Origin of the sequence: Halobellus ruber (genome assembly GCF_014212355.1) — an archaeon.
GTDB lineage: Archaea > Halobacteriota > Halobacteria > Halobacteriales > Haloferacaceae > Haloquadratum > Haloquadratum rubrum.
In genome coordinates, this window is sequence record NZ_JACKXD010000003.1 from 585896 (window position 1) to 609963 (window position 24068).

Genomic DNA, 24068 nt, shown 5'->3' on the forward strand with positions numbered 1-24068 from the left:
TGCAGACAGGAAGCAATGACTGATTGATCTCTCATGTCTCTGGCCGGGCAGCGCGAATCTGAGCTATCGGTGCCCCGCGCCGCAACCCGGGCCGTATTCCAGCCAGATTTGATGAACAGACTGCTCGGAAGCGTGTTTATCCTGTTTTGATAATAAGAGATAACCCGGGGTTATACACGGACGTGTACCGTAGATAAATAAGATGAACTCGTCTGTTGCGTCTTTATTCTGTGGTGTTGGTTTGTGAGTGATCTATCCGGCCCACCTGCTTCACAACCAGTGTCCGATACTGCCGATACCGACACGTATCAACACCTTGTCGAAGGCACTACTACCCACGCCATCTTTATGATCGATCCCGACGGCAATATCACCACCTGGTCACCAGCCGCTCACGAACTCTACGGGTACACGTCTGGCGCTGTGGACCAGCAACCACTAACTATTCTATTCTCTGACGAAACAAGCGGCGATCAGTCTCTCGATACGCTTCTGACTGACGCAAAAGAGGCTGCCATCGAAACGCGAGGGTGGCATCAACAGGCGGATGACTCGGTGTTTTGGGCACACATGACGATCTCGCCACTCTGGAACGACGATTTCCACGGATATGCTGTCGTGAGCAAAGACATGACTGAAAAGCACGAATACGAACAGATGCTGGAACGACAAAACGACCGACTCAAAGAATTCGCCGATATCCTTGCCCACGACCTGCGCAACCCGCTTCAACTCGTTGATGGACGCAATGAACTCGCGCGTGAGACCGGGGCAGACGAACACTTCGAAGTCATCGAACAGACCACCGACCGGATGGAACGTCTCATTGACGACCTCCTGAAGGTCGCCCATCAGGGCGAAGTCGTGACCGACCCGGACCCGACAGATATCGAAGCGGTCATCGACACCGCATAGGAAGGAGCAATCGGGACAAACACTGAAGCGACACTCCAGTACAACTCGGTCGGGACAGTCGCCGCCGATACTGACAGACTGTGTGAACTGTTCGAGAATCTCTTTCGGAACGCGAGCGAACACGGTGGCGAGGACGTCAGCGTCACGGTTGGGCCACTACCGGACGGGATGTACATCGCGGACGACGGACCCGGTATTCCACAGGACCAGCGTGGTGAAGTCTTCGAACACGGGGTGTCAACCGATGACGATGGGAATGGATACGGACTGTCGATTGTGCGGACTATTGCCAGGGCTCACGGATGGGATGTCGGAATGACCGAGAGTGAGACTGGTGGTGCACGAATAGAGATTACGGGGATCCAATTTCTTGACTAAGAGACATTATTGCCGGTCACATCGCACGTGTTTGAACGGCAGGAGAGTGAGCACCGCACTCACGAGACTCCCCCTCCAATGGTCTCTATGGTAGTTGAAGCATCGTTCATGGTTGAAGACTCGGAGTTCCCGCTGAGTGCTGTGTTCGAGCACTTATCATCGGTCACCATCGAACTGGACCGCGTCGTGCCAACCACCTCGGCTGTAATCCCCTACTTCTGGATTTACACCGACGACACTACCAAACTCAACACCGACCTTGGCGATGAGATCGGGATCAGGGAAGTAACGATCATCGATCAAGTCAAAGAGGCAATGTTTGTCCGGGTCAACTGGAATCTCGACCACGAGAGCGTCCTCACGGCCATTCTCAACACCGACGTCACGCTCCTGTCCGGCAAGGGACGTGGTGGCCAGTGGGTGTTCACTGTCCGCGCTCAAGAACAGGCAGAAATTTCTTCATTTCGGACATACTGCCGAAACCACGAACTCTCGGTTGAACTCACACAGTTTAATTCGGTCTCCCCGCTCGAAGACGGCCAGGAGTACAACCTGACAGCCGACCAGCAGATCGCCTTAGAACTGGCGTACAACCGTGGCTACTTCGAGTCCCCGCGCAGAGCCACCCAAGAAGACCTCGGTGACGACCTCGACATCACGCGTCAAGCCGTCTCGTCGCTCCTCAAGCGGGGCATCGGTCAACTCATCGCCAGTACACTGGCCACCACGGAGGCTGACCAGCCACCTCGACCCAACTAATGGTGTTGCGCACGCAACAGCCAACCATACCTGGCTACGGGCATTAATTTCTATCATCGTTCATCAGACTCTTCCATCGATCATTCACAGGAGCTCTTGGATCGAGCCTCCGGAGGGAGGTCACTAATGGACCGTCCAATCAGTGTTCTCCACGTTGACGACGAACCGGACTTCGCGGATCTGACCGGGACGTTTCTCGAACGCGAGGACGACCGGTTCACTGTCGAGACGGCGACCAGTGCCGACGAAGGAATGGTACGGATCACTGACCGCCCGCCCGATTGTGTCGTCTCGGATTACAACATGCCCGGCATGGATGGGATCGAATTTCTGCAGGCTATCCGTGAGGAGTATCCCGACCTCCCGTTCATTCTTTATACAGGCAAGGGTAGCGAGGCCGTTGCCAGTGAGGCCATCGCTGCCGACGTCACCGACTATCTCCAGAAGGGGTCGGGTTCCGAACAGTACGAACTCCTGGCCAATCGAATCCTGAACGCCGTCAAGACCCGCCGCGAGACCCAACGGGCCGACAGGCAGGAACAGCTGATGCGGCTGACCGAGTTCGCAGGTGACACCGGCGGGTTTGAACTGGATAGAGGGAGCGACACGGTCGTGCTGACTGCTGGCACCCGGCGAATGATCGGTCGTCCCGACAAATTCGAGATCTCCTTGCAGGAGGCGAGGGAACTGTTCCACCCGGACGACCGCGAGAGCATTCAACAAACACTCGACAGAGTCTTTGAAACGGGCGAGGAACTGCACGACAGGTGGCGACTCCAGCCAGGCGACGGCGACGAACGTCTCCTGGATATGAAGATCACGCCAGTCGTCGAAAGCGGTGAGGTAACGAAACTCCGCGGGTCTGGCAACGACATCACCGAGCGCAAGGAGCGTGAACGGGAACTCAGGGAGGAACGACGGTCCATCGAACGAGCACTCGACTCACTGGATGACCTGTTCTACGTGCTCGACACGGACGGCACCCTCCGACGGTGGAACAACCAGGTCCCGCGAACGACGGGGTACGCTGATTCGGAACTGGCCGATATGCGGGCGATCGAACTGTTCCCCGAGGACGACCGCAAAACAGTTGCCGACGCGATCCAGTTGGCCGTTTCGGGTGACACAATCACTGCCGAGGCCGACCTGCTCACTGCCGACGGTGAGCGTCGCCCCTACGAGTTAACCGGAGCGCGTCTGACCGACGCTGATGGGAGTACGACCGGGCTGGTCGGAATCGGGCGGGACCTCACCGAGCGCAAACGGCGCGAGCAGAGACTTGACCTCGTAGAAACGGTGTTCGAGCATGCTGAGGAGTGCCAGTTCATTGTCGATGTCGCGGACGGTGAGTTCGAACTCCGCCACGCAAACCAGTATTACAAACGGACCGTGGGGCTGCCGGCCAACACTCCGGTCACAGGACAGACACCGGTTGAGCTATTTGCGGCGGCCGGCGGACAACAGATACTTGATCGGTACAGACAATGTGTTGAGACACAGAACTCGGTCAGCTATACAGTTGAACTGCCAGTCCCCGAACCGGGGACAGTTTACCGGACGATTCTCACGCCAGTCACCACCAACGGAGAGGTGACACGCATCGTCGGGACGGCGCGTGATATCACCGACCGCGTGGAGCAAGCACGGGAACTCCAACAGAAGACCGACCGGCTCAATGAGTTCGCCAGCGTCGTCAGCCACGACCTGCGGAGTCCACTCAGCGTTGCTGAGGGCCACCTCGAACTGGCCGCGGAGGCCTGCGAGAGCGACCATCTGGCCCGGGCAACCGGTGCCATCGACCGGAGTCAGGCACTCATCGACGACCTGCTGGCGCTGGCACGAGAGGGCGACAGGGTGGACGAGACTGAACCTGTGGAGATTACAAAGGTGGCAGAGAGCAGTTGGCAAACTTTGGAGACGCGACAGGCGACACCTGACGCTGACGCACCACACGTCATCGAAGCCGACCGGAGTCGGATCCAGCAACTGTTCGAGGACCTCTACCGGAACGCAGTCGAACACGGCGGCAACGACGTGACAGTATCCATCGGTGTGATGGACGAGGGTTTCTACGTGGCGGATACGGGCCCTGGCATCCCTGAGTCTGACCGTGAGGAAATCTTCGAGGCAGGATACTCGACGAGGGAGGACGGAACCGGATTCGGCCTGCGGATTGTCAGGCAAATCGCCGACGCACACGGGTGGGAGCTTACCGTGACCGAGCAGGGCGGGGCCCGGGTCGAAATTACCGGCGTCGAGTTTACTGACCGGTGACGGTTGGTTGGCTACTCGCCAGCCACATTTAACGCACTGTTGAGTTCAAAGAGTTCTTTGACTGCCTCGCTCCTGGCGACTCGGTAGCGACGGGGTGATGTGTTCGGGACTTCTTCAACGATTTCAGTCTCCAGCAGGAGGTCGATATAGTTGCTCACTGTCTGGCGCGTGACTCCAGCGTGATCGGCCAATTCCGTCTTGTTGAATTCCCTGCCTGGAGGAAGGGTAAGAATGGCGTCAATGAGAATAGGGACGCTCTCGTGCTGAAAGAGATGAAGGACGCCAGTGGGGTTCTCTAGGCGCGCTTCCTTCGTGTCTTTCTCCTCTGCAGGGTGTGTTTGCGTTGACTCGCTCATGTGGTCAGTATACCGGGAGACACACATAACTGTTTGCATAGGCGTAAACGCGAGATAACGTGAATTTATATTGGACGAGGGAAGACGGAGAATATGCGCAAGCCGTCAGTGAAATGTGCCCTCCTCGCGGCGATGGTGGCTGAGCACCGATGGGGATCGCCGATCGTTGAGGAGAGCCTACTCTCTATATCCGCTATCGAGACGGACGACTACCCCACTGCAAGCGATGTATTTGACGAACTTCGCAGCGAGGACTACATCACGTCAAAGGGCAACCGAGGCATTGAGTTGAACAACAGCCACTTTGGAGCGCTCGCTGACGTACTCTACTACGAGTGCGAGTGGGAACCGTACGAGATCAGGAGTCGGCTCAAACACTACGAGGGGTGGGACAACCACGAGTGGATGTAGTCATCGCCACCGTGACTCGATGGACGTGCGGTAGCGTAAGCCAATGACACTCGTGTTCAGGCGATCTTTCACCGTCCGTGGCGAGTACTCGTCTCGAACCTGTTCTACGTTCTCGTGGGATTCAATGAGGTGAGTCAGCGCCGCGTCGATCACGTCGCTACGCGGAGGGTCATCGCTCGCGTTCGCAGCGACGACGTCGCTCGGTTGGTCGAACAACCGTTTCCTCTCGTCGGTCAACTTCAGACCGGTTCGCTCAGTTACTATGGGTGGTACAAGCAGATGCGTATGCACCGGGGGCGTGATTGCGTCGTTCTGGAGTCGGCGAACGGTGCCTCCTTGTATAGGTCAGTGATACTGTCGGCTATAGTCACGTGAAGGATTTCGACACCCCGGGGTGTCGAAAATTTTCACGTAGTTATAGCCAACAGTATGAGTCCATTGACCTCCTCCCACGGCTGGATGTCCATGTCGAACGTGAGGGCTTGCAGCATACCGATCGACTCGAAGGCGGGTCGGACGACAGTCCGCCAAAGTTGGAATAGGATCTGAGACCACGAGAGGGACGGCCGCAGTTACGCCACAGACTGCCGACTCAGTCGCTACTGTTCGCCGAGGGAGTCGATTCGGCGGGAAGCCGGATTCGGGTGGTGTTGAGACGGTCGTACGTCCACGTGAGGCGGACGCGTTCGCGGCCCAAAACGCCGTCGCCGTCGCTGCTGCGGGGAATGCTGAACTCGGCTTCGAGCGACCGGACGAACCCACGCTCGTCGACGAGAGCCGTCATCTCGTAGTCGGTAACCGTGTCCGGCAGCCCCGCTGGCCTGCCTGTCCCCCGGAGCCGGTACCGGGTGCCTGCGGCGTCGCGGTCGGCGAGACTGACCGAACTCCGCGGGGTAGCGAGATACGTCCGAATCATCTCGGCTGGGCGCGTAAACGGCACCCCTTGCGGTGTCGCCGTCGGCGCCTGGTCGTCGATCCGCCTGCGGTCGCCACTGCCGTCCGCTACTGTGTAGCGGTCCGTCCCGTCGAAGTAGACCGTTCTGAGCAGCGACCGGGTGCCACCTGTCCGTTCGAGACTGTCCCGGACGGTACTCCGCTGGCCCTGAACACGCACGTCAGTATCGTACTGGACCTGTCCGGAGGACCCGTTTTCGGTTGCGTAGTAGTCGAACCAGATCGTGTACGACGCCGTGTCCGAAACGGTCGCTGCGTGTGCCTGTGCGAGCCGACTCGCGTTGCTGATGCCCGCCTCGTCCACGCCAGGCGCGCTCACCGATTCGACGCCGTCGGGCTCACTCGGAGCCGACCCGCCCTCGGTCGATGCGGTCACAGGGGCGTCGGGTCCGGCGTCCGTCACCGTCTCAGTAGTGACAGCCGCCCCATCTGTGGGTGCGCCCCCGCCGATGCCCGGACCGGCCAGTCCGAAACCCGCGCCTGCCCCGACAGCGACGACGAGCAAAGCGACGAGAGCCACCGCCACCGGCTCGAGGTCGAACCCCGCGACGGTCCGGGTGATCCGTTCCCGCGGCGGGGACGTCAGTTCGGCAGGTCCCGCGCCGAAGTAGCGCTCACAGAGGTCGGCAGCGACGTCGCGCCCGATCGCGTAGCGGAGCATCTCGGTCAGGTCGGCGGCGTCGAGAAACTGTGCGTCCAGTTCGGCAGCCAGCGTCTCTCCCGATCGTGGACGCCCTGCCGCGACGACGACGTCCACGTTTCGGGCCGGCTCGCTCGGCCGCGTCACACCACTCGGCAGAACGTAGAGTACCTGTGTCTTCCCGTCACGGCGTGCGGTGACGGACGCTTCGTTGCGAGTCGTCCGGAACCCGCGTGCCGTCCAGAGGTCGGCGACGAACGCCGCGAGACCCTCACTGTCGAGGCGGCGTACCCGCGCTTCGAGAACACCGGGGTCGGCCCAGCCCATAATTGGCTCGGCTCACGCTTCGCGTGCCAGCGTCAAACGTGTATCGGCGCCCAAAAGCGGGACAGCCGGGACGACACAGTGGCGTGTCGAGTGCCCACCGCTGCGCTGATGTGCGACGCCGATGCCCGTCACCGACCGGCGAAACGTTTCGAGCCGCCGCGGCTCGGTGGGGGCTGGTACCCACTGGGCCGTCTGAACGTGTAGCTCGTAGTTTCGGCGTCGGTCGTGAGCGTGCCGGCGTCGTGATCTATGACGACCTCGGCGGCACTGTCGTGGAGTGGCATTCCGGTCCTGATACTGTTGGCTATAACCACGTGACGGTTTTCGACACCCGGGGTGTCGAAATCCGTCACGGGACGATAGCCGACAGTACGAGCGGTCGGGTCACCCGCGAACCGGCGGCCGCGGAACCGCTCGCGGTCGCCCCCCTCGCTGACGACGATGGTGATTCGGGGAAGCGACCTCCGCGTGCAACGACGGGAGTAGGAGGAGCCGACGGTTGCGGTGTGGGGACCGACGAACCCCGCCCCGTGTCCGATGGTCGCGTGGCCGCCTCGGGCGGGGACGTCGCGCCCCACATCGCGGGCGGCTCAGTCCGCGTTGGACTCGACGGCCGTCTCGCGCCGCGGGTCCGACTCCTCCGAGGGCGTTCCGGTTCCGACATCGAACTCCGGCCGGAGCACCTGCCACGCGACCTTCGGGTGCAGCAGGCTGGTCGCGGAGCGTTCCAGCCGGAACACGCGGAAGAACGCCTCGGTGAGTGCCCCATTGTCCTGCGCGCGGCGAAGCAGCCTGGCGGCGTACCGGTTGAACAGGTCGGTGCCGAACGGCTTCGGTCCGGTCGTGCCCTCGAAGGTGAAGTCGTTGCCGACCGCGAGCTGCCACGCCTCGTCGATGACGGGTGTGATCCGGTCGAAGACCCGCGGTCCGAGACCGGTGGTCCCGTCGGACAGTTCCTGATGGAGAACCAGAGCGTCCAGCGCCGCAACCGACATCCCCTGACCGTAGATGGGGTTGAAGCTGGCGACCGCGTCGCCGGTCACGACCAGCCCGTCGGGGAACCGCGAGAGGGTCTCGTAGCGCTTCCGGACGCTGGCAGGAAACGGGTAGCGGCGGATCCCCGACGTCCACTCGCGGGTTCGGACCTGCCGTCCGACGTCCGCGACCGGGAGGTCGTCGGCCCACTCGCGGAACGTCTCCCTGTCGGCGGGGGCACGCTCCCCGTGGATCCCCTGGAGCACCACCTCCCAGCGGCCGTCCTCGACCGGGAGCATCGCGGCGCCGTGCGGCCGGTCGGGTTCCGGCGCGACCAACACGCCGTAGGTGTCCTCGGGCGGGCGCTCGATCCGCGCGGTGCTGTAGGTCACGTCGACGGTCACCTCCTCGACGGGCGGGGTCGGGTAGCCGTTGCGGTCGAGCCACCGCGGGGTCCGGCTCGACCGCCCGGTCGCGTCGACGACGAGGTCGGCGTCGAGCGTCGCCTCCGTGCCGGTCTCGTCGCGGAACCGAACTCCCGTGACGCGGCCGTCGTCGTGGTCGTAGGTGATGAAGTTACACCGGCTCCGGAGTTCGACGCCGTCGAGGTCCCTGACGCGTTCGCGGACCACGTGCTCGAACAGCGGTCGGCTGGCGTACAGCGCCGGCAGCGTCGACTCCGTCTCCTCGACGAACCCGCCCTGGTCGTACCAGACGACGTCGCTGCCCATATCGAGTTTCAGCCCGCCGGCGTCACGGACGTCGTCGCCGAACCCCGGAAAGAAGTCCTCGAGGGTGACCCGCCCGGCCTCGAGCATCGCGTGGGGTTGCCCGGTCTGTGGGGCGCCGTCGCGGATCTCCGGGCCCTCGGGGAGCGTGTCGCGTTCGAGGACGACGACCGCCGCGAACCAGTCCCGCAGGGCCCGGGCGGCACACAGCCCCGCCATACTCCCGCCGAGGACGACTGCCGTGCCGCGGCGCTCGGCGGCGTCGGGGGCTGCATCGCGGCTGTACTGATCGATCTGTGAGAGCGTCATCGATTCGGTCCGTCCGTGTGACACCTGCGGCGCTGACAGGTTTACCCTTTCGGTGGCACCACTCGGGCGAGCGCGGTCGGGACCCGACCTCTCCCGGCCCGAGCGTCCGTCTTCGAACTCAGCGTGAAACGACGTCGGCGTCGGCGGGGTCGACGAACCCGGGGGTTCCGAGGTCGCCGCTGGCGTCGACGTCGCGGAGCGCGACGGCGAGTCCGTCGGAGAACGTCACTGGGAGCGTCCCGCCGCCGAACGTGGTGTCGCGGTCGACGAACGGCCGCCCGTCGAGGTCGTTCCGCCCCGTCGCGGGAGGTGTCCTCGATCGCGGGGTCCTGCGTCAGCGGGTCGATCCTGCCGTACCGGACGAAATCACGGCGGAGGGAGGAGACGATCCGGAGCAGCGTCGACCGGCACCGCCGCCGCGTGGTCGTCGAGCACCGCCGCGACCGCCGTCTCGGACACCTCGCGACGCCGATTGGCCTCGCCGACCTCGCGGTGCATCAGGACCTGCCGGAGCGACCGCGTCAGATCCTCGCGGACGTACCGCTCGAACCCGGTCAGGGTCGGCGTCTCCACCCGGTAGCGGCGTTCGTCTCTTGTGGTCCCGGACGATGGCGGTGTAGGAGCACGGCCGCATCGACCACCGCCAGGGGACCACCTCACACCCTTCGGGGGAGCCGAACTCGAACCACTGGCTCGGGATGGCGTCCGGATCGGGCGCGTCGACGCCGCAAACCGAGATTCTGCAGTCGAGACGGTCCCACAGCGATGCGTCGAGTTGCGGTCGTCAGTCGGTACTACTAACTCAATCGGGAGTGCAGACCCCGTATGGACGGCAGTTCGTCAGTATCCGCATCCGACGTCGACCTGCGGACGGTTCTCGATCGGATGGCTGACGGCGTGTTCGCGGTCGACAACGACTGGCACATCACGTATGCCAACGAGACGGCGCGGGAGCTCCTGGAATCGGCGATGACCGACGACGCCCTCGACGACGCCGCGGGAATCGACGGGCTCCACTTCTGGGAGTCGATCCCGGAGGCGGTCGACACCACCTTCTACGATCGGTACCACGAGGCGATGGCCGCCCAGGAACCGGTCTCCTTCGAGGAGTACTACGCCCCACTGGGCGTCTGGTTCGACGTCCGCGTCTTCCCGTCGGAATCCGGGCTGTCGGTGTACCTCAGAGACATCACCGAGCAGCGTCGGCTGGAGCAGCAGCGCCAGGAGAGCCTGCGGGCCCTCCAGGAACTGTACGCGGTGTCGTCGGACCGCGACCGCACCTTCGAGGAGAAGATCGAGTCGATCCTCGAGCGGGGAACCGAGTATCTGGACGTCGAGAACGGCTTTCTCACACGGATCGCGCAGGACACCCAGCATATCGAGGTCTCGGTGGCGACGCGCCCGGGGCTGCAGACCGGCGAGAGTTGCCCGCTGGAGGAGGCCTACTGCAGGCGGACGATCGAACTCGACCATCTCCTCACCGTTGTCAACGCGGCCGACGAGGGGTGGCAGGAGGATCCGGCCTACGACCGGTTCGATCTCGGCACCTACATCGGCGGGCGCGTGACGGTCGACGGCGAACTGTACGGCACGCTCTGTTTCGCCGACACCGACGCACGCGAGGAGGCGTTCACCGACACCCAGCGGACGTTCGTGGAACTGCTCACCCGGTGGGTCAGCTACGAACTGGAGCGCCAGCAGGCCAGATCGCAGCTCCAACGCGAGCGCGACCGGCTCGAGGAGTTCGCCAGCGTCGTCAGCCACGACCTCCGGAACCCGCTGCAGACCGCCGTGGGGCGGGTCGAGCTCCTGAGCGAGGCGACCGACAACGAGCACGTCCCGCCGCTGGAGCGGGCGCTGTCGCGAATGGAGTCCCTGATCGAGGACCTGCTGACGCTGGCGCGGGACGGGATGCAGGTCGAAGCGCCGGAGGACGTCGACGTCGCGACGCTCGCCGACGAGGCGTGGCGGACCACCGACTCGGCCGCGGCGTCGCTGCGGGTCGAGCCCGACCGGCTGTTGCTCCGGGCCGACAGGTCACGGTTCCGGCAGCTGCTGGAGAACCTCTTCCGGAATTCCGTCGAGCACGGCGGCGACGACGTCACGGTCACTGTCGGCGCCCTCCCCGACGGCCGCGGGTTCTACGTCGCCGACGACGGTCCCGGCATCCCCCCGGCGGAGCGCGAGGCGGTGTTCGACGCGGGCTACACCTCCTCGGAGTCGGGGACCGGCTTCGGGCTAAGTATCGTCAAGCAGATCGCCGAAGCCCACGGCTGGACGGTGTCGGTGACCGACGCCGACGACGGGGGCGCTCGCTTCGAGGTCACCGGCGTCGAGGTCGTCGGGGAGTGAGGCGTCGCGACACGCCGGTCACCGCTTCCCGAGCGCTCGCTCGAAGACCCGCTGGGCGCGGTCGTACGCCTCGTTGCGGTCGACGATCGGGTGGGGGTACTCCGGCGCGAGCCGCTCGCGGTCCGCCCGGGAGAGGGTCGGCCAGTCGACGACCTCGTCGGCCGGCACGTCCCGGAGCTCCGGGACGTACGTCTTGACGTAGTGGGCGCCGTCGTCGTACTTCGACATCTGGGCGACGGGGTCGAAGATCCGGACGTCGACGCTGTCGGTGCCGGTGGAGGCGATCCACTGCCAGTTGCCGTGGTTGCTCGCGGGGTCGTGGTCGATCAGTTGCCGAGTGAAGTACCGTGCGCCCTTCCGCCAGTCGGTCAGCAGGTGTTTCGTGAGGAAGGAGGCGACGTTCTGGCGCGGCCGGTTGTGGATGTACCCCTCCTCGTTCAGCTGGCGCATCCCGGCGTCGATCAGGGGGTAGCCGGTCTCACCGCGTTTCCACGCCTCGAAGTGGTCGTCGTCGGTCTCCCACTCGATCGCGTTGGGGAACTGCGTGTAGTTCTCCACCAGGAGCGTGGGGTTGTGATACAGCAGGTGGTAGTTCTGCTCGCGCCACGACAGCTCGTAACGGTACTTCCCGACGTTTCGCCGGGCGTTCCCGGTGGCGGCGTCGTACCGCTCCGTGGCGTCGGCCCACACCTCCCGGATCCCGATCATTCCCGCCGCGAGGTACGGCGAGAGCCGCGAGACCGCGCCGACCGGCCGTTCGACCGCGAGCCGCATATCGTCGCGGGTATCGTTGTACGTCTCGATGCCGGCGTCGAGAAAGCGGTCGTACCGCTCGCGGGCGGCGCGGTACCCCGCCTCGGGGAGGTCGATGTCGGCGTCGACCGCGGGGACCGTGCCGGGGGTGTCGGCGGCGACCGAGGCCAGGGCGTCGGCGTCGGGCGTCGCCGCGGGCGGAAGCTTGGACGCCGCCTGCCAGTCGTCGTAGAACCGGCTGTGGTTCGGGTACTCGGAGTCCAACCGCGCCGGGTTCACCAGCACGAGATCCGTGACCGACTCTGTCGGGACCGCCTCGTCGACGCGGCGCTGGCGGTTCCGGCGCGCCGGCCGGTAGTGGGTGTTGTAGTAGACCCGGTCGGCGTCGGTGGCCTCGCGGAGGTCGGCGAGGACCTCGGCGGGCGCGCCCGACCGAACCACGAGATCCGAGCCGAGGTCCCGGTACCGTTCGCGGAGCGCCCGGACGCCCTCGAGGAGGAACGCCCGCTGTCGGGAACCGATCTGTTTCAGGAGGTCGGGGTCGACGACGTACACCGGGAGGGTGGTGTCGTCGGCCGCGGCCGCGGCGAGCCCCCGGTTGTCGGGGATCCGGAGGTCCCGCTGGTGCCAGAAGACGTGCATATCGGTGTATGGGACGGGGCGGGTATGAACGGTGTGGCCGGTGGAGTCGGTCCCGCCCGGCCTCAGTCGGCCGGCCCGTCGGCGCGCTGGGCCTTCAGGAGCCGTGGGAGCGCGACGTTGGCGAACGTCAGCCCGACGACGACGAGGATCGGCGCGAAGAAGAGGCCGTAGAAGCCCAGCACTACCGGTCCGATGGTGTACGACAGCATCAACAGCCCGACGTGGGTCTCCTCGCCGGAGAGCAGCGGCCGGAGGATCAGGTCCGGGATCGTGTCCACGAGCACGACCGCGACCGCGAGGAACCCGGCGATCCACGCCAGGTTCACCGGGTCGCCCCCCAAGAGGATCGGCAGGGCGGCGATGAGGGTGACCGGCAGGTAGACGATCTTCATCCCGACGACGGGGATCAGGCTCGCGACGCCGGTGAGTGCGCCGGCCAGGGCGGGGTAGGGGACCTCCGCGGGCGCGGGTGCGACGATGTTGTATACGCTGAACGCCCCGATGGCGATGAGCGAGATCGCGAGCACGTTCAGGAGGTTCCCGAACAGGACGGCCTCGAGTTCCTCGTCGACGGCTTCGAGGTACTCCCGGATGATGGCCTCGTCGTCGAACCGGAGCAGCCACTCGTGGATGCGGTGGCCGTCGACCAGGAGGTAGTAGGTGACGATGAGGGTGATGAACAGGTTCAGGAAGAACTGCGAGATCAGGGAGGTCAGGAACGTGGCGTGGTCGGTCGCGAAGGCAACGAACGGGTCGAGGTCGCCGGACCGGTAGGCCTCGTAGAACCCCTCGATCGAGAACTCGGGGAGGGAACTGACGCCGCCGAACCACTCGACGTTGCGGGCGGCGACGTCGACGAGGGCGTACTCCGTGGCGAACTGTTGGGCCTCGACCACCAGAAGCACCGTGGCGTAACTCACGAGCAAGAGCAGCGGGAGCGCAAGCGACCCGACGGCGATGATGGCGCGGACGTTGGCGGGGACCCGTCGGCCGAGTCCGGGGAGCCGAAGCCGGCCGAGCAGCCGGTGGTACCGGCGCGTCGAGTAGTAGAGGAACACCGCGACCGTGAGGGGGGCGATGAACTCGTAGGCGAGCGCCGCGATGATCACGGAGACCAGGAGCCCGAAGACGGCGACGGCGAACCGTTTCGCGTCCATGTTGACGAAGGGTTCCGACGCGGTAATAATCGTTATCCCCTCGCGTCGTGGCTCCCGGCGCCGAGGCGGGCCGCCGACACCTCGATGAGGCCGAACGCCGGCAGCGCGGACTGCGGCCGACCCCGGGGAGTCGACGCCGGCCGGGCCGCGCCCGACGGCGTGAAACTGAACCCGCCGGCCGCCGTACCCACCGGCGCGATGGACGTCACCGACTCACCCGGCGCCGACCCGCCGAAGCCGACGTACACCGACACGGGAGCGACATTCGGCGGGGACGGGACCTACCGCTACCGGCTGTCGCGGGCGTGGGCGCCGGGGCCGACCGCGGCGTTCGTGCTGCTCAACCCCAGCACCGCGGACGCCGACACCGACGACCGGACGGTCACGCGGTGCGTGAAGTACGCCGCCGGGATGGGGTTCGGGAGGCTGACGCTCGTGAACCTCTACGCGTTGCGGAGTTCCGATCCCGCGGCCCTCGAGTCGCACCCCGCGCCCGTGGGACCCGAGAACGACGCCCACGTCGCGGCCGCCTGCGAGGCGGCTGACAGGGTGATCGTCGGGTGGGGCAACGCTGGCGGGGAGCGGGGCCGCGAGGTGGCCGCCCAACTCGACGCCGAGGTGTACGCGATCGGCACGACGCGGGCGGGACACCCGCGGCACCCGAGCCGGACGGCATACGACGCCACGGTCGGGCGGTTCAGCTACGACGGGTGAGCCTCACTCGAACCGGTGGAACGCGACCCCGCACCGCGCACACGCCAGCCCCTCCGGCGGCTCCGCCCCCGGCTCCCCGAGGTCGTGGCCGCAGCAGTCCTCGAGCGGCCCCTCCACGAGGTCGTTCCCGCAGTCGGGGCAGGTTTCGAGGAACGCACACAGCGCGTCGGCGGCGACCGCACGGAGCGCCGGGAGGACGTCGGCGTCGCGGAGGGCCGCGACCGCGGCGACCTCCGCGATCGCGACCGGGCGGTGAAGCCAACTCGTCGAGCCGTCGGTTCCGGTGACGACCAGGAGGGTGTCCGAGCCCACGCGCTCGACCCGCGCCGACGCGACCGCCGAACTCGTCTCGCGTGCGGTCGCCGCGAGCCGGTCGTCGGGGGCGGCCGCGAGGTCGTCCATCCGCTCGCGCCAGGCCGTCTCGAACGACGGCGAGACCGTCAGCCGGTCGCCGTCGGGGGTGACGACCCCGGCCTCGGCGAGCGCTCCGAGGACCGCGTCCGGGTCCGCGTCGTCGGCGTCCGGATCCGCGAGCGCGTCGGAGTCGGCGGGTGCGCCGTGGTCGAAGAACTCCCCGGGGAGCGGGTCGACGAGCGCGGGCGCAAAGCGCGGGGTGAACGGGAGCAGGTAGCCGCGGAGCCAGATCACCGCCGCCCCGAGACCGCCGATTCCGGCGGCGACCGGCGGACTTCGGAGCGCGACGAGTGAGACCGCGACGACCAGGGCGGCGACGTTCACGACCGTACAGGCACGGCACCGGTTGACGCCGGTATACTCGGGGCGTCGGAGTCGTTGCAGGAGCTGCACGGGCGGGGCAGAGGATCCCGAGTCACCTGAGGCTGTCGAGGGAACCACCGGACTGGGGCGTGGTACCATATCGATCAGTAGGTCTCCGGAGTGGTACAGCCTGATAGCCACGCGAATGAAGATCAATGAAAAGGATTAAGTTAGGAATCATTAAAGATGCAGGTATGCGTAAAGTTGACCGACGGAAGTTCGTGAGCGGCATCGGCGCAGCGACCCTCGCAAGCATCGCCGGGTGTAGCGGCGGTGGCGGCGGGAGCGGCGACGGCGGCGACGGCGGCGACAGCGGGGGCGACTCCGGCGGCGACGGCGGCGACACGGAGACGGATACGGGGAGCGATATGCCCGCCCACACCGACCCGTCGACGTACCCCGAGTTCGACCCGGCGGACCCCGAGTTCCCGCAACTCACCAGCACGCTGCTGGACGCGGGCTTCGAGACCGGATCGCTTCAGGACCTCGAACGGCTCCAGTCGGACCCCCGCGACGAGCCCCGATACGGTCAGCCGGTCGCGGAGACGCCGGACGACGAGAGCGAGTGGCTCGACCCCGACACGCTGGAGTTCTCGCTGACCCCGACCGAGGACCCGACGGTCTACGAGGAGACCCTCCGGCCCCTGCTCGACAACATCGCCGAGGAGACCGGCAAGGAGGTCAACTACGCCACGCTCGACTCCTACGCCGCACAGGTCGAAGCGATGCGCTCCGAGCGGCTCCACCTCGCCGGCTTCTCGACGGGGACGGTCCCGTTTGCGGTCAACATCGCCAACGCGGTGCCGTTCTCGATCCAGGTCGACGGCTCCGGCGAGAACGGGTCGTTCGGCTACCGACTGTTCCTGATCACCCAGCTCGACAACCCCGACATCGGTTCGCTGGAGGACCTCGCGGGCGACCCGATGGAGAACGTCGCCCACGCCGACCCCTCGTCGAACTCCGGAAACCTCGCGCCGCGTGCACTGTTTGCGAACCAGGGCGTCGTGCCCGGCGAGGACTACGAGGTGAGCTACTCCGGCGGTCACCAGCAGAGTTCCCTCGGCGTCGCAAACGGCGACTACGAGGCGGCCCCGGTCTGCTCGACGTGTTACGCCCGCGTCGTGGCCGACGGCCAGATCGATCCCACGAGGATCAAGTGCGTGTACGCCTCCGAGCCGTTCCCGACGACGGCGTTCTCGTACGTCAACACCCTCCACCCCGACATCCAGGAGGGCGTCCGCGCGGCGTTCCTTGAGTACAACTACCAGGACACCTCGATCGCCGAGGAGTTCGAGAACCGCGGGACCTGGGTGGAGATCGACTACGCGACGGTCTGGGACATCATCCTCCAGATTCAGGAGTCGCTCGAAGTCGAGTACCAGACCGGCAACATCGGGGAGTAACGGCCGCGGTCCCCCGCCGTTTTTATACAACACCCGTTTCAGACTCAACAATGCTTTCAGTAACGGATCTGCAGAAGACGTACCCCTCCGGCGACGAGGCACTGAAAGGAGTCTCGTTGGACGTGACCGGCAGCGAGACCGTCTCGATGATCGGCCCAAGCGGGGCCGGCAAGAGCACGTTCATCCGGTGTGTGAACCGCCTCACCGAACCGAGCGACGGAAGCGTGAAGCTCGACGGCTTGGAGGTTACCGGGCTTTCGGGCAAGGAGCTCCGGAACGCCCGCCGGGACATGGGGATGATCTTCCAGGAGTACAACCTCATCGAGCGGCTGACCGTGATGGAGAACGTCCTGTCGGGACGGCTCGGGTACGTCAGCACCTGGGACGCGTTCCGCCGGAAGTTCGCCGGCGACGACATCGCGCGGGCCTACGAGGTGCTCGACCGCGTCGGGCTCGAAGGGCACGAGAACAACCGGGCCGACGAGCTCTCCGGCGGTCAGCGCCAACGGGTCGGGATCGCGCGGGCGATCCTCCAGCGCCCGAAGATCCTGCTGGTCGACGAGCCGACGAGCAGCCTCGACCCCGAGACCTCCGGTGCGGTGATGGACCTCCTCACCGAGATCGCCGCCGAGGACGACATCCCGGTGTTGATCAACATCCACGAGGTCGACCTCGCGGTGGAGTACGCGGACCGCGTCGTCGGACTCCGCGACGGCCGGAAGGTCTTCGAGGGCGACCCCGGGGACCTCGACGAGACCGCAAAGGGCCAGATCTACCGCGGCGAGGAGATCCCCGAGGGCGCCGGCCCCACCGGAAAGGTCGCCGCGGAGGCCGGCGACCCGGGCGAATCGGCCACCGAAGAAGGCAGCCTCAGAAGTACCTGAAATGGCGACCGAACAACAACCCGGCCGGGAGTGGTCCCGCCCCACCGCGTTTTACAACCACTACGTGAAGTGGGCGGTCTACCTCGCCATCGCGGTGTTCCTGCTGTGGAGCGTCTGGAACATGCGGATCTCACTCGAACGGGTCGCCGCCGGGTGGGGAGCCGCCGTCGGGCTCGTCCAGGGGATGGTGCCGCCGGAGATCACCACCCAGTTCAAGAACGAACTCCTGATCGAGGGGTTAGTCGAGAGCGTCGCGATGTCGGTGATCGCCACGATCGTCGGCGTGATCCTGTCGATCCCGGTGGCGTTCATGGCCGCCGAGAACATCGCGCCGAAGCCGGTCTACTGGACCGGACGGGGGATCATCACCGGCTCCCGGGCGCTTCACGAACTCATCATCGCGATCATCGCGGTCAAGGCGGTCGGGATCGGTGCGCTCGCCGGCGTGATCGCGTTGTCGTACAAGACCATCGGCTTCTTCGCGAAGCTCCTGGCCGAGGAGATCGAGGACATCGACACCGGGCAGATGGAGGCCGTCGAGGCCACCGGGGCGAGCCGGATACAGACGATGCTGTTCGGGGTGGTGCCGCAGGTGATGCCGCGGATCGTGGGGCTGACCATCTACCGGTGGGACATCAACATCCGCCACAGCACCATCGTCGGGATCGTCGGGGCCGGCGGGATCGGCGCGACCCTGCTGAACTCCTTCGATAAGTACGACTACGACTTCTTCCTCACGATCATCCTCGCGATCATCGCGATCGTCATGATCGGTGAACTGATCAGCAGTTACGTCAGGGGGCGGATCCAATGACCGACTACCGGACCTGGCAACGGCGGACGCCGCGACAGCGGATCGGGCGGTACGTCCTGATCCTGATCGGGATCGTCGCGGCCGCGATCTCCTGGCAGCTCCTGCAGATCCAGTACAACTACCTCGGCACTGCGCCCACGGAGTTCATGGACCTGATGTACCGGATGTATCCCCCGAACGTGGGGTACACCGGCGAGATCCTCTCGCCGCTGATCGAGACGGTCCACATCGCGATCCTGGGGACCGCACTCGCGGTCCTGATGTCGATCCCGGTGGCGCTTTTCGGCGCGGAAAACACCACGCCAAACCGGTATACGTTCCTCCTCGGGAAGCTCATCATCTCGGGGTCGCGGTCGGTGAACGTGATCATCTGGGCGCTGGTGTTCGTGATCGTCTTCGGCTCCGGCGCCTTGGCCGGCACGCTCGCCATCGCGGTCCGGTCGATCGGGTTCTGCTCGAAGCTGATCGCGGAGGCGATCGAGGAGATCGACCCCGGGCAGGTCGAGGCGATCAAGGCGACCGGGGCGAACTCGATCGAGGCCGCGATCTACGCGATCGTCCCGCAGATCAAACCCGCGTTCATCGGCGTTGCCACCTACCGGTGGGACATCAACGTCCGCGCGTCGACGATCATCGGGTTCGTCGGCGCCGGCGGGATCGGCGTCGAACTCAACACCTCGATCAACTTCTTCGCGTGGCAACAGGTGCTCACGATCCTGATCGCGATCCTCGGGATCGTCATCGTCAGCGAAGTCGTGTCGGCGTATCTGCGACGGAAGGTGCGCTGACGCCCGTGGGTGGCTGCCGGACCGAGTTTCACAAAATCGAACTGACCGCTCGTAGACGCGGGAACACGACCGGTGATCCGGCCGGGGAGTTCCGTTTCGTAAAACCGGATATATACCTATATTGTGTTATATATTCCTACTTTTGTGGATATATTTTTGAGTTCGGGTCGTGCAGCGGTCAGAAAGGCCGTCCAGAACCAAATGGCGTTCGGTGTCCGGCACCCGCCGCCGAACGGATGCCGTATCGGAATGGTATATATAGAAGATCCAAACTATTATGTAGGCTTCCTACAACGAGACTCGTGTGAGTATGAACTCAGCCAAGTCACGGCGTAGATTCATTCAAGCGGCCGGCGCGGCGACCGTTGCGGGGCTCGCCGGCTGTTCGGGTCAGGGCGGGGACGGCGGGGATGGCGGCTCCGGCGGTGACGGTGACTCCGGCGGCGACGGCGGCGAGAGCACCACGATGGGATCGGGCGGCGGCAGTTCCGTCACGATCAAGTTCTGGCACGCGATGGGCGGCTCGCTCGCCCAGCGGATCGACGACATCGTCGCGGGCTTCGAGGAGCAAAGCGACGGGATCACCGTCGAGACCACCTCCCGGAACAGCTACCGCGACAACCTCAACGCCACGACCCAGGCGGTGAGCTCCGGCGATCCGCCGGCGCTCTCGCAGATCTTCGAGATCGGGACCCAGCTCGCGCTGGACAGCCAGGCGTTCGTACCCGTCGAGGACATCATCCCGAGCGGCCAGATCGACTACGACAACTTCCTGGATCCGGTGCTGGACTTCTACCGGATCGACGGGAAGCTGAACTCGATGCCGTTCAACTCGAGTAACTCGATCATGATGTACAACCGGGACGCCTTCGAGGAGGCGGGACTCGACCCCGACTCCCCGCCGACGACCTACCAGGGCATCACCGACGCCGCGAACACGCTGACGAGCGAAACCGACATCGAGAAGGGGATCACCTTCCCCAACCACTCGTGGTTCGTCGAGGGGTGGATGGCCGAGCAGAACGCCCTCCTGGTCAACAACGACAACGGGCGGTCGGGCCGTGCAACCGAATCCAATCTCGACTCCGACGCCGCACGGAACATCTTCGAGTGGTGGGTCGACCTCTACAACCAAGACCAGTACCTGAACCCCGGCATCGAGGCGTGGGGGGAGGCCCAGCAGGCGTTCCTCACCCAGCAGACCGGGATGATCATCTACTCGACGTCGAGCATCGCGCCGATGAAGCAGGGCGCCGCGGACAACGGCTTCGAGCTTGACACCGCGTACCTGCCAGTTCCGGAGGGCAACCGCACCGGCCTCCCCATCGGCGGGGCGTCGCTGTGGGTCCCCGACGGGCTGTCGAGCGACCAGGAGCAGGCGGCCGGCGAACTCCTGCTGTATTTGACCCAGCCGGAGCAGCAGGCGTCGTGGCACCGCGGCACGGGGTACTTCCCGGTCCGCCAGGAGGCCATCACCCAACTAGAGGAGGACGGCTTCTACGAGGAGAACCCGTCGTTCCGGACGGCGATCGACCAGCTCAACGAGACCGAGAGCACGCCCGCAACGAGCGGCGCGCTGATGGGGCCGTTCCCGGAGGTCCGGACCATCATCGAGGAGGGCTACGTCAGTATGATCCAGAGCAACGATCCCGACATCCCCAGCGCGCTCTCGAACGTCAAAAGCGACGTGGACAGCGCGATCCAGAGCTACAACGACCGGGTTTCATAAGCTCCCGGCCCGACGTCGAGTACTGAGCTAATATACCGCTTTCACCGACAGTAATGCCGGAATTCACCAAACCGTACGATTCGACGTGGCAGGCGCTGGTGTTGTTACTGCCGACGTTCGTCGTCCTGATCGCGTTCCTCTACTACCCCGGACTGGAGACCTTCCGGTTGAGCCTCCAGCAGACGATCCTGCTGGGCGCTCGGAAGACGTTCGTCGGACTCGAGAACTACCGGACGCTCGCGACGTCTGCGGCGTACCACAAGAGCTTCGCCATCTCGGTGGCGTTCGCCGCGGTGGTCGTCGTGGGGACGCTGGCGCTGTCGCTTTTCGTCTCCTACTTGCTCTTCCAGGTCGACGTGGGGTCGTCGACGTACCTCGTCGCCGCAATCTGGCCGTACGCGTTGCCGACGGCGGTCGCGGCGTCGGTGCTTTTGTTCCTTTTGCACCCCTCGCTCGGGATCATCACCCACTACCTGGAACTGCTGACGGGGACGTCCCTGAACTGGTTCACGAACGGGCCGCAGGCGTTCTTCATCGTCGCCATCGTCGCCATCTGGAAGCAGTTGGGGTACAACATCATCTTCATGGTCGCCGCGCTGAACAACATCCCCGGCACGCTGACCGAGTCGGCGCAACTCGACGGGGTCGGCCACCTGAAGATGCTCTACAAGGTGTACGTGCCGCTGATGTCGCCGACGCTGGTGTTCCTGGTGATTATGGACACCATCTACGCGTTCTTCGCGACGTTCCCCTTGGTCGACCTGATGACCAGCGGCGGGCCGGGCGGCGCGACGAACCTGCTGATCTTCAAGCTGTACCGCGACGCCTTCGAGTTCAGCAACCTCGGGCTCGCGTCGGCCGAATCGGTCGTGCTGTTCGCAATCGTCGCAATACTCATGTACGTCCAGTTACGAATTTCGGAGAGTCACGCCCACTACGGAGGCTAGTATGACAGGATACCTTCACACGCCGGCCGGGAGGGGAGCGTAGATGGCGACGCGAACCAACCCCGACTCCGCGCTGGCGGGGCTGCTGCCGGAGGGCGTCGACGCCGAGCGGGTGCTCATCCACGGGGGCCTGATCGTCTCCATCTTCCTGATGGGGCTGCCGCTGATCCTGGCGTTGATCATGAGCACCCAGAGCACCTCCGAAGTGTATCAGGTCACGAACGTCGGGATCGGCAGCGAGGGCCTGTCGAACTACGGGGACGCGCTGGGCGAGTTCAACTTCGGCCAGTACATCATCAACTCGATCGTGATGTCCCTGATCATCGTGGTCGGGAAGGTGGTCCTGTCGCTTTTCGCCGCCCTGGCGCTGGTCTACTACAAGCTGCCGTACGAGCGCGCGATCTTCATGTTCATCCTCCTCACGCTCCTGCTCCCGGTGCCGGTGCGGATCGTGCCGCTTTTCGACCTCATGGCGCGGCTCGGCTGGGGCAACACCCTGATGGCGATCACCGGGCCGTACATCGCGAGCGCCACCGCGGTGTTCCTGTTCAGACAGCACTTCATGTCGATTCCGGCCTCGCTGGTGGAGAACGCACACCTCGACGGCGTCGGACCGTTGACCTTCCTGTGGGAGGTCCTGATCCCGATGTCGAAGGGGATGATCGCCGGGGTGTCGGTGATCACGTTCATCTACTCGTGGAACCAGTACCTCTGGCCGCTGATCATCATGACCGACCAGAGCAAACAGGTCGTCCAGGTCGGGCTGCGGTTCCTCCAGGGGGCCGCGCAGTCGGGGCTCACACAGTGGGGGCTGATCATGGCCGGCGCGATCCTGGCCCTGCTGCCGCCGCTTGCGGTGCTGATCGTGATGCACCGGCCGCTGCTCGAGACGCTGGCGATCCAACAGAAGTGATTCCATATGGCAGACATATCCATTGACGGGCTCACAAAGAAGTTCGACGACGTAACGGCAGTCGACGACATCGACCTCGAAATCGGGGACGAGGAGTTCCTCGTCTTGGTCGGCCCCTCGGGGTGCGGGAAGTCGACCACGCTCCGGATGATCGCGGGGCTCGAGTCGATCACGAGCGGCGAGCTCCGGATCGGCGGCCGGCGGGTCAACGACCTGCCCCCGAAGGAGCGAAGCATCGCGATGGTGTTCCAGAACTACGCGCTGTACCCGCACATGACCGGCGCGGAGAACATGAAGTTCGGGATGAAGTCGGTCTCGGATTACACCGACGACGAGATCGACGAACGCGTCGAGGAGGCCGCGGAGATCCTCGACATCCCGGAGCTGCTCGACCGCCGGCCGCGGGAGCTATCCGGCGGGGAGCGCCAGCGGGTCGCGATCGGCCGGGCGTTAGTCCGCGAACCCGAGGTGTTCCTGCTCGACGAGCCGCTCTCGAACCTCGACGCGAAGCTCCGGGTTCAGATGCGCGCGGAGCTGCTGCAGCTGCACCAGGAACTCGACGCCACCACCCTGTATGTGACCCACGACCAGACCGAGGCGATGACGCTGGGCGACCGGGTGGCGGTGCTGAACGACGGCCACATCGAACAGGTCGACCCGCCGCAGGTGCTCTACGACTACCCCGAGACCCGGTTCGTCGCGGAGTTCATCGGCAGTCCCGCGATGAACGTCCTCCCCGTCGATCTGAAGTACGACAGCGACGGCGTCCGCGCGGTCCACGGGGCGTTCGACCTGTCGCTACCGGACGGCGAGCGGTTCACCGACCGCCCGCCGGCGGCCGCCTTCGGCGTACGCCCGGAGGACGTGTCGCTGGCCGCAAACGCCCCCGACGACGCTCAGACGTTCGAGGCCGAGGTGTCGGTCACCGAACCGCTCGGGGAGTCGCTTCTGATCCACTGTTATGTGGGAAGCGACGAGCTCCACGTCAAGGCGGAGGCCCGGAGCGCGATCAACCCCGGCGACACCCTCGAACTTGCGGTCGACGAACAGCGGCTGCACGTCTTCGACGACGCCGGCAGGGCCATCTACCACTCCTCGAAGCGCGAGGAGGCCGCCTCCGACACCGTCTACACGACGCCGGAACCGTGACGTCGGGGGTCGACCCGGCC

At 65.1% G+C, this 24068-nt stretch carries 23 protein-coding genes; 15 read left to right on the forward strand and 8 right to left on the reverse strand.

The window, feature by feature from the left end:
• The first annotated feature begins 279 nt into the window (after positions 1-279).
• From H5V44_RS17285 to H5V44_RS11355, 4 genes are all read left to right on the forward strand, one after another.
• A complete protein-coding gene (locus H5V44_RS17285; protein WP_221625681.1) occupies positions 280-915 on the forward strand; it encodes a PAS domain-containing protein in 636 nt (211 codons plus the stop codon).
• 78 nt (positions 916-993) lie between these two features.
• Entirely contained in the window at positions 994-1293 is a 300-nt protein-coding gene (locus H5V44_RS18185; protein WP_221625709.1) for a sensor histidine kinase, read from the forward strand.
• Between the two features lie 87 nt (positions 1294-1380).
• Positions 1381-2052, forward strand: a complete 672-nt coding sequence (locus tag H5V44_RS11350) for a helix-turn-helix domain-containing protein (RefSeq protein ID WP_185193213.1) — start codon at positions 1381-1383, stop codon at positions 2050-2052.
• Positions 2053-2178: 126 nt separating this feature from the next.
• A complete protein-coding gene (locus tag H5V44_RS11355) occupies positions 2179-4326 on the forward strand; it encodes a PAS domain-containing protein (RefSeq protein ID WP_185193214.1) in 2148 nt (715 codons plus the stop codon).
• Between the two features lie 11 nt (positions 4327-4337).
• On the opposite strand, the gene H5V44_RS11360 is transcribed toward H5V44_RS11355, so the two are convergent.
• Positions 4338-4682: an HTH domain-containing protein gene (locus H5V44_RS11360; protein WP_185193215.1), complete on the reverse strand. Its 345-nt coding sequence runs from the start codon at positions 4680-4682 to the stop codon at positions 4338-4340.
• 93 nt (positions 4683-4775) lie between these two features.
• Between H5V44_RS11360 and H5V44_RS11365 the strand changes: the two genes are divergently transcribed.
• Positions 4776-5093 carry a hypothetical protein gene (locus H5V44_RS11365; protein ID WP_185193216.1) on the forward strand — a complete coding sequence of 106 codons (318 nt, stop codon included), beginning with the start codon at positions 4776-4778 and terminating at the stop codon, positions 5091-5093.
• Here the strand turns inward: H5V44_RS11365 and H5V44_RS18190 are convergent, their stop codons facing one another.
• From H5V44_RS18190 to H5V44_RS11380, 4 genes are all read right to left on the reverse strand, one after another.
• A complete protein-coding gene (locus tag H5V44_RS18190; RefSeq protein ID WP_394354534.1) occupies positions 5094-5357 on the reverse strand; it encodes a DUF7386 family protein in 264 nt (87 codons plus the stop codon). It abuts the gene before it with no gap.
• 328 nt (positions 5358-5685) lie between these two features.
• A complete protein-coding gene (locus H5V44_RS11370; protein WP_185193217.1) occupies positions 5686-7014 on the reverse strand; it encodes a hypothetical protein in 1329 nt (442 codons plus the stop codon).
• Positions 7015-7604: 590 nt separating this feature from the next.
• Positions 7605-9026 carry an FAD-dependent oxidoreductase gene (locus H5V44_RS11375; protein ID WP_185193218.1) on the reverse strand — a complete coding sequence of 474 codons (1422 nt, stop codon included), beginning with the start codon at positions 9024-9026 and terminating at the stop codon, positions 7605-7607.
• 366 nt (positions 9027-9392) lie between these two features.
• Positions 9393-9599 carry a hypothetical protein gene (locus H5V44_RS11380; protein WP_185193219.1) on the reverse strand — a complete coding sequence of 69 codons (207 nt, stop codon included), beginning with the start codon at positions 9597-9599 and terminating at the stop codon, positions 9393-9395.
• Between the two features lie 252 nt (positions 9600-9851).
• Here H5V44_RS11380 and H5V44_RS11385 point away from each other — a divergent pair, with 252 nt between their 5' ends.
• Positions 9852-11378: an ATP-binding protein gene (locus H5V44_RS11385; RefSeq protein ID WP_185193220.1), complete on the forward strand. Its 1527-nt coding sequence runs from the start codon at positions 9852-9854 to the stop codon at positions 11376-11378.
• Between the two features lie 18 nt (positions 11379-11396).
• Here the strand turns inward: H5V44_RS11385 and H5V44_RS11390 are convergent, their stop codons facing one another.
• Together H5V44_RS11390 and H5V44_RS11395 are read right to left on the reverse strand one after the other, a co-directional pair.
• Positions 11397-12773 (reverse strand): cryptochrome/photolyase family protein, encoded by a 1377-nt coding sequence (locus H5V44_RS11390; RefSeq protein WP_185193221.1) that lies wholly within the window; start codon positions 12771-12773, stop codon positions 11397-11399.
• Positions 12774-12835: 62 nt separating this feature from the next.
• Positions 12836-13930: an AI-2E family transporter gene (locus H5V44_RS11395; RefSeq protein WP_185193222.1), complete on the reverse strand. Its 1095-nt coding sequence runs from the start codon at positions 13928-13930 to the stop codon at positions 12836-12838.
• Positions 13931-14014: 84 nt separating this feature from the next.
• Between H5V44_RS11395 and H5V44_RS11400 the strand changes: the two genes are divergently transcribed.
• Entirely contained in the window at positions 14015-14644 is a 630-nt protein-coding gene (locus H5V44_RS11400; protein ID WP_246403916.1) for a DUF1643 domain-containing protein, read from the forward strand.
• Positions 14645-14647: 3 nt separating this feature from the next.
• Here the strand turns inward: H5V44_RS11400 and H5V44_RS11405 are convergent, their stop codons facing one another.
• Complete coding sequence (locus tag H5V44_RS11405) at positions 14648-15451, reverse strand: hypothetical protein (RefSeq protein ID WP_185193223.1); 804 nt, start codon at positions 15449-15451, stop codon at positions 14648-14650.
• Between the two features lie 164 nt (positions 15452-15615).
• Here H5V44_RS11405 and phnD point away from each other — a divergent pair, with 164 nt between their 5' ends.
• The 8 genes from phnD (at position 15616) to H5V44_RS11445 (ending at position 24048) form a co-directional block, all read left to right on the forward strand.
• Positions 15616-16824, forward strand: coding sequence for a phosphate/phosphite/phosphonate ABC transporter substrate-binding protein (gene phnD / locus H5V44_RS11410; protein WP_185193224.1), 1209 nt, complete (start codon positions 15616-15618; stop codon positions 16822-16824).
• Between the two features lie 50 nt (positions 16825-16874).
• Positions 16875-17708: a phosphonate ABC transporter ATP-binding protein gene (phnC, locus tag H5V44_RS11415; RefSeq protein ID WP_185193225.1), complete on the forward strand. Its 834-nt coding sequence runs from the start codon at positions 16875-16877 to the stop codon at positions 17706-17708.
• Between the two features lies 1 nt (position 17709).
• Positions 17710-18522 (forward strand): phosphonate ABC transporter, permease protein PhnE, encoded by an 813-nt coding sequence (gene phnE / locus H5V44_RS11420; RefSeq protein WP_185193226.1) that lies wholly within the window; start codon positions 17710-17712, stop codon positions 18520-18522.
• Entirely contained in the window at positions 18519-19310 is a 792-nt protein-coding gene (gene phnE / locus H5V44_RS11425) for a phosphonate ABC transporter, permease protein PhnE (protein WP_185193227.1), read from the forward strand. Before phnE (H5V44_RS11420) ends, phnE (H5V44_RS11425) begins: the two co-directional genes overlap by 4 nt.
• Before the next feature lie 310 nt (positions 19311-19620).
• A complete protein-coding gene (locus H5V44_RS11430) occupies positions 19621-21039 on the forward strand; it encodes an ABC transporter substrate-binding protein (RefSeq protein ID WP_185193280.1) in 1419 nt (472 codons plus the stop codon).
• A gap of 53 nt (positions 21040-21092) precedes the next feature.
• Positions 21093-21986, forward strand: coding sequence for a carbohydrate ABC transporter permease (locus H5V44_RS11435; RefSeq protein ID WP_185193228.1), 894 nt, complete (start codon positions 21093-21095; stop codon positions 21984-21986).
• A 43-nt stretch (positions 21987-22029) separates the two neighbouring features.
• Positions 22030-22899: a carbohydrate ABC transporter permease gene (locus H5V44_RS11440; RefSeq protein WP_185193229.1), complete on the forward strand. Its 870-nt coding sequence runs from the start codon at positions 22030-22032 to the stop codon at positions 22897-22899.
• Positions 22900-22905: 6 nt separating this feature from the next.
• Complete coding sequence (locus tag H5V44_RS11445; RefSeq protein WP_185193230.1) at positions 22906-24048, forward strand: ABC transporter ATP-binding protein; 1143 nt, start codon at positions 22906-22908, stop codon at positions 24046-24048.
• The last annotated feature ends 20 nt before the right edge of the window (positions 24049-24068 follow it).